General features: G+C 68.8%; 3 protein-coding genes. All 3 read right to left on the bottom strand.

The features are described from left to right. Positions 1-177: 177 nt before the first annotated feature. A complete protein-coding gene (locus AB0K36_RS34445) occupies positions 178-1,776 on the bottom strand; it encodes an ABC transporter substrate-binding protein (protein WP_364601729.1) in 1,599 nt (532 codons plus the stop codon). 505 nt (positions 1,777-2,281) lie between these two features. Further along, a complete protein-coding gene (locus AB0K36_RS34440) occupies positions 2,282-2,983 on the bottom strand; it encodes an HAD family hydrolase (RefSeq protein ID WP_364601727.1) in 702 nt (233 codons plus the stop codon). A gap of 109 nt (positions 2,984-3,092) precedes the next feature. After that, the coding region (gene metH / locus AB0K36_RS34435; protein WP_364601724.1) for a methionine synthase at positions 3,093-6,278 on the bottom strand (3,186 nt) is incomplete at its 5' end.

Raw genomic sequence — 6,278 nt, 5'->3', positions numbered from 1 at the left:
GGCCCCGGAGTCGGTCGATCCGCGCTACGGGCAGGACTGACGGAAGGTCCGGAAGGAACCGGCGGAGACGCGTGGTGGGCGGCCGGCGCCGGCCCCCCCCCCCCCGCCCGCGGGCCCCCCGGCAGCCGCTCGAAGCGGCTGCCGGGCGCCGGCTTTCGCGGTCGCGGGTCCAGGCGATCAGCTCTCGCCGCGGGACAGCTCCCAGAGCTGGAGGTCGGAGCTCGAGTTCAGCGCCCACTCGACACCGCTCACGTCGTCGCGCGCGGCGACGTACTGCTTGCCCTGCCACAGGGGCAGCACGGGGACGTCATCGGCGACGATGTCCTGGATCTCCTTGAAGGCCGGGGACGCCGCGGTGCGGTCGACGTCGCGCCGCGACTGCGGGATGAGTTCACGGGCCTTCTCGCTCACGTAGGGCGAGTTGAGGAAGTTGCCCTCGCCGAGGAACGGCGCGGTGTAGTTGTCCGGGTCCGGGAAGTCGGGGAACCAGCCGAGCCCGTAGACGGCGTAGTCGCCCCGCTTCTGGGCGGGCCGGAACTTGGACCACTCGGCGCCCTCGACCTTGACCTCGAAGAGCCCGCTCGCGTTGAGCTGGTCGCGAAGGGCCTCGAACTCCTTGGCCGTTCCCTCGCCGTAGTGGTCGGTGGTGTAGTGCAGCGTGAGCTGGACGGGGGTGTCGATACCGGCGTCGTCCAGGAGCGCGGCGGCCTTCTTGCGGCTGGGCTCGCCGTACTTGTTGTAGAACGAGTTGGTGTGCGCCGAGATGCTCTTCGGGATGAGCGAGTAGAGCGGCTCGGCGGTGGTGCCGTACACCTCACCGGCGATCTGGCCGCGGTCGACGAGCGACGCGATGGCCTGCCGGACGGCCTTGTTCTTCACGGCCGGGTCGCTGGTGTCGAAGGCGAGGTAGCGGATCTCCAGGCCGGGCATCTCGGTGAGCTCGATGCCGTCCTTGGGGTTCTCCAGCATCTCCTTGATCTGCTCCGGCGCCATGGTGCGCGTCATCAGGTCGATGTCGCCGGACTCGAGCGCCTTGCCCATGGAGTCGGCGTCGGCGAAGGAACGCAGGACGACCTTGTCGTTCTTCAGCTTCAGGTCGCCGGTGTAGTTCGGGTTCTTGCTGAAGACGACCCTGGAGACCTTGTCCCCGTCGGTCTCCGTCTTCATCGTGTACGGGCCGGAGCCGTCGACCTCGAACCCCTCGCGGAGCTTCTTGCCGTCGTACTTCTCCTTGCTGACGATGCCGGCGGCCGGCGTCGAGAGCTTGTACGGGAAGGTGGCGTCCGGCGTGGCGAGATGGAAGATGATCTCGTCGTCGCCCTTGGTCTCGATGGTGTCGATGTTCGAGAGCAGGGCGGCCGTGCCGTTGTCGGCGTCGATGTCCAGGACACGCTGGATGGAGAACTTGACGTCCTCGGCCGTGACCGGTGTGCCGTCGGCGAACTTGAGGCCGCTGCGCAGCTTGCAGCGGTAGCTCTCGCTCACGGTGTCGGTGAAGAGGCAGCTCTCCGCGGCGTCGGGCTCGGGCTCACCGCCGCCGCGCGGGGCGTGCATCAGGGTCTGCAGCGTCTGCCGCAGCACGTTCCAGGCACCGGTGTCGTACGCGTAGGCGGGGTCCAGGGGTGCCGGGGCGTCCTCGCCGGCGACGAACTGGTCCGTGGTGCCCACGACTATGGCATCACCGCCGCCGGACCCGCCGTCCGTGCTGCCGCAGGCGACGAGCACGGGCGCGAGCAGGCCGACCACGGCCGGCAGCACCAAAGTCTTACGGTTCATCCTGGACGTTCTCCCTCACCGATCCGGCACTGTGATACAGCGATGTGTTCAAGACACTCCGCCGCCTCCGCCCGGTCGGGGCGGCGCGATCGGGCCGGGGATGCAGACGATCGGTCCTGTGTTTCCGACGGCGGGGTGGCCGACGGGACACCACGGTGATGCAGCGAAGCTCTCGCGACGAGATTAGTCGGCAACGCCAGGAAAGCGTGACCGGGCCCTAGTTGGCCCGTAATCGCTGAGTGATCATCAATGCCTGTGAGTGGATGGCCCTGCCACGGAATATTCGTAAACACCCACATCAATCGGGACACATGGGCAGCCCGAGGCCGCTCCAGAAGGGGCGCCGGACGCGAATCACCCCTGGTCGCACACCACTCACAGTGACGAAGGTCACGCCGTTCGAACTATTTGGATCAAGCCGGAAAACCGTTCGACGGTCACGGAAAAGGCAGACGTCACTGCCCTGGGTTTCCGGCGGATTCGAAAAGCACGGACAGTGCCCGTATCACTGCTTTGCGCTGATGAGAGTGCGCAGGAAAACAACGTCCACTTCTTCCAGGGACCGGACGACGACCCGGCCGCCGGCCGGCTGGATCGGGGCCACGGACGGGACGGCGACCACCCGGCATCCCGCGGCCTCGGCGGACGCCACACCGGTCGCCGTGTCCTCCACGACGGCGCATCTCGCCGGCTCCGCGCCCAGGCCCTGGGCGGCGAGGAGATACGGGTCGGGGTGCGGCTTGGTGCGCGGCACCTCGTCCCCCGCGACCGAGAGCGCGAAGTGCTGGGGCCCGAGGGAGGCGAGGACCCGGTCGATGATGCGCCGGTGCGAGGCGGACACGAGCGCCGTGGGCACATTGTGCGCCGCCAGTTCGGCGAGCAGCCGGGCCGCACCCGGCATCAGCGGTACACCCCTGCTGATCCGCTCCTCGAACTTGTCGTTGAGCAGTACGGTCAGCTCCGCGAGGCCGATGTCGGCGCCGGTGGCCTCGATGAGATAGCCCGCGCTCCGGGTCATCGGTCCGCCGACCACCACGTCCCGCCAGGCCTCGTCCAGCCGGTGCCCGAGATCCGCGAAGACCTCCACCTCCGCGTCCCACCAGAAGCCCTCCGTGTCCACGAGGGTGCCGTCCATGTCGAGAAATACGGCCTGCAGTGCGGCCGCTTCCGCCGAACGGGTCAGCGACGCGGGGACCGTGCTGGTCATAGGCACACCTCCGTGAGGGACGAGAAGGCCGGCCACCTCTCCCCAGCGGCTCTCCCGCGGGGACAGGCGACCGGCCTGCACTGGACCGACCAGTGTACGACCCGAACGATCAGCGTGCGTTGAAATACTTCGCCTCGGGGTGGTGGATGACGATCGCGTCGGTGGACTGCTCCGGGTGGAGCTGGAACTCCTCGGAGAGCCGCACACCGATCCGCTCGGGCTCGAGCAGCTCCGCGATCTTGGCCCGGTCCTCGAGATCGGGGCACGCGCCGTAGCCGAGGGAGAACCGGGCGCCGCGGTACTTCAGGGCGAACATGTCCTCCACGTCGGCCGGGTCCTCGCCGCCGAAGCCGAGTTCGGCGCGCACCCGGGCGTGCCAGTACTCGGCCAGCGCCTCCGCGAGCTGGACGGACAGGCCGTGGAGCTCGAGGTAGTCGCGGTAGGAGTTGGCCTCGAACAGCTTGGCGGTCTCCTCGCCGATACGGGAGCCGACGGTGACGACCTGGAGGCCGACGACATCGGTCTCACCGGACTCCTCGGGGCGGAAGAAGTCCGCCAGGCACAGCCGCCGGCCGCGGCGCTGCCGCGGGAAGGAGAAGCGGGTCCGCTCCGAGCCGTCCTCACCGAGGATGATCAGGTCGTCACCCTTGGAGACGCAGGGGAAGTAGCCGTGGACGACGGCCGCTTCGAGGAGGTTGTCCGTCTGCAGCCGGTCCAGCAGGCCGCGCAGCCGCGACCGGCCCTCGGACTCCACCAGCTCCTCGTAGGAGGGGCCGTCTCCGGCCCGGGACTGCTTGAGTCCCCACTGGCCCTTGAACAGGGCGCCTTCGTCGAGCCAGGAGGCGTAGTCCTTGAGCGGGATGCCCTTGACCACCCGGGTGCCCCAGAACGGCGGGGTGGGGACCGGGTTGTCGGTGGCGACGTCGGAGCGGACCGCGCCTTCCTCCGGACGCTCCTCGACGACCGTCGTCGTGGCCTTGACCCGGCGCTGCTTGAGCTCGGGCAGGACCGCGCCGGGGACGCCGCGCTTGATGCCGATGAGGGCGTCCATCAGGCGCAGGCCCTCGAACGCGTCGCGGGCGTAGCGGACTTCGCCCTCGTAGATCTCGTGGAGATCCTGCTCGACATAGGCGCGGGTGAGGGCGGCGCCGCCGAGGATGACCGGGTAGTCGGCGGCCATGCCCCGCTGGTTGAGCTCCTGGAGGTTCTCCTTCATGATCACCGTGGACTTGACCAGCAGGCCGGACATCCCGATCACGTCGGCCCTGTGTTCCTTGGCCGCGTCGAGGATCGCGGAGACGGGCTGCTTGATGCCCAGGTTGACCACGTTGTAGCCGTTGTTGGACAGGATGATGTCCACGAGGTTCTTGCCGATGTCGTGCACGTCGCCGCGCACGGTGGCCAGCACGATCGTGCCCTTGCCCTCGGCGTCGGACTTCTCCATGTGCGGCTCGAGGTGCGCGACCGCGTTCTTCATCACCTCGGCGGACTGGAGCACGAACGGCAGCTGCATCTGCCCGGAGCCGAACAGCTCGCCGACGACCTTCATACCGTCCAGCAGCGTGTCGTTGACGATGTCCAGCGCCGGACGGTCCTTCAGCGCCTCGTCGAGGTCGGCCTCCAGACCGTTCTTCTCACCGTCGATGATCCGCCGCTTCAGACGCTCCTCCAGCGGCAGCGCGGCCAGCTCCTCCGCCTTGCCCGCCTTCAGCGACTTCGTGGTCGCGCCCTCGAACAGCGCCATCAGCTTCTGCAGCGGGTCGTAGCCCTCGCTGCGCCGGTCGTAGATGAGGTCCAGGGCCGTGGTGACCTGCTCCTCGTCGAACCGGGCGATGGGCAGGATCTTCGAGGCGTGCACGATCGCCGAGTCGAGGCCCGCCTTCACACACTCGTCCAGGAAGACGGAGTTGAGCAGGATTCGGGCGGCCGGGTTCAGACCGAAGGAGATGTTCGACAGACCGAGCGTGGTCTGCACGTCCGGGTGACGCCTCTTCAGCTCCCGGATCGCCTCGATGGTGTTGAGGCCGTCCTTGCGGGACTCCTCCTGCCCGGTGCAGATGGTGAAGGTGAGCGTGTCGATGAGGATGTCCGACTCGTGGATGCCCCAGTTGCCGGTCAGGTCCTCGATCAGCCGCTCGGCGACCGCGACCTTGTGCTCCACCGAACGGGCCTGGCCCTCCTCGTCGATCGTCAGCGCGATCAGCGCGGCGCCGTGCTCCTTGGCGAGCGCGGTGACCCTCGCGAAGCGCGACTCGGGGCCGTCGCCGTCCTCGTAGTTGACCGAGTTGATGACCGCGCGGCCGCCCAGCTTCTCCAGGCCGGCCTCGATGACGTCGACCTCGGTCGAGTCCAGCACGATCGGCAGCGTCGACGCGGTCGCGAAGCGGCCGGCCAGCTCCTCCATGTCCGCGACGCCGTCGCGGCCGACGTAGTCGACGCACAGGTCCAGCATGTGCGCGCCCTCGCGGATCTGGTCACGCGCCATCTCGACACAGTCGTCCCAGCGGCCCTCGAGCATCGCCTCGCGGAACTTCTTCGACCCGTTCGCGTTCGTCCGCTCACCGATCGCCATGTAAGCGGTGTCCTGACGGAACGGCACCGTCTGGTAGAGGGAGGCGGCGCCCGGCTCCGGACGCGGGTCACGCGGCGTCAGTTCCGCGCCCCGTACCCGCTCCACCAGCTGACGCAGGTGCTCGGGCGTCGTACCGCAGCAGCCACCGACCAGGGACAGGCCGTAGTCGGCGACGAACTGCTCCTGGGCCGAGGCCAGACCCTCGGGACCGAGCGGGAAGTGCGCCCCGTCCTTGGTGAGCACCGGAAGACCGGCGTTCGGCATGCACAGCAGCGGGATACGGGAGTGGCGGGTGAGATAGCGGAGGTGCTCGCTCATCTCTTCCGGACCGGTGGAGCAGTTCAGACCGATCATGTCGACGCCGAGCGGCTCCAGCGCGGTCAGCGCGGCGCCGATCTCGGAGCCCAGCAGCATCGTGCCGGTCGTCTCGAAGGCGAGCGAGCACAGGAGCGGAAGGTCGGCGCCCGTCGCCTCCATGGCGCGGCGGGCTCCGAGGATCGCGGCCTTGGTCTGGAGCAGGTCCTGTGTCGTCTCGACGATGAGCGCGTCAGCGCCGCCCGCGATCAGGCCCTCGGCGTTCTGCTGGAATCCGTCCCTGAGCACGGTGTAGGGGGCGTGCCCGAGGGTGGGGAGCTTGGTGCCGGGGCCGATCGAGCCCAGCACCCACCGCTGCTGCCCGGTCGATGCGGTGAACTCGTCCGCCACCTCGCGGGCGATCCGCGC

The organism is Streptomyces kurssanovii (assembly GCF_040677245.1).
GTDB classification, from domain to species: Bacteria; Actinomycetota; Actinomycetes; order Streptomycetales; family Streptomycetaceae; genus Streptomyces; species Streptomyces kurssanovii.
This window is presented reverse-complemented; position numbering and strand designations above follow the sequence as displayed.

Coding starts and splice junctions, on each gene's coding strand:
- AB0K36_RS34440 (WP_364601727.1), bottom strand. CDS start 2,983: ATGACCAGCACGGTCCCCGCGTCGCTGACCCGTTCGGCGGAAGCGGCC.
- AB0K36_RS34445 (WP_364601729.1), bottom strand. CDS start 1,776: ATGAACCGTAAGACTTTGGTGCTGCCGGCCGTGGTCGGCCTGCTCGCG.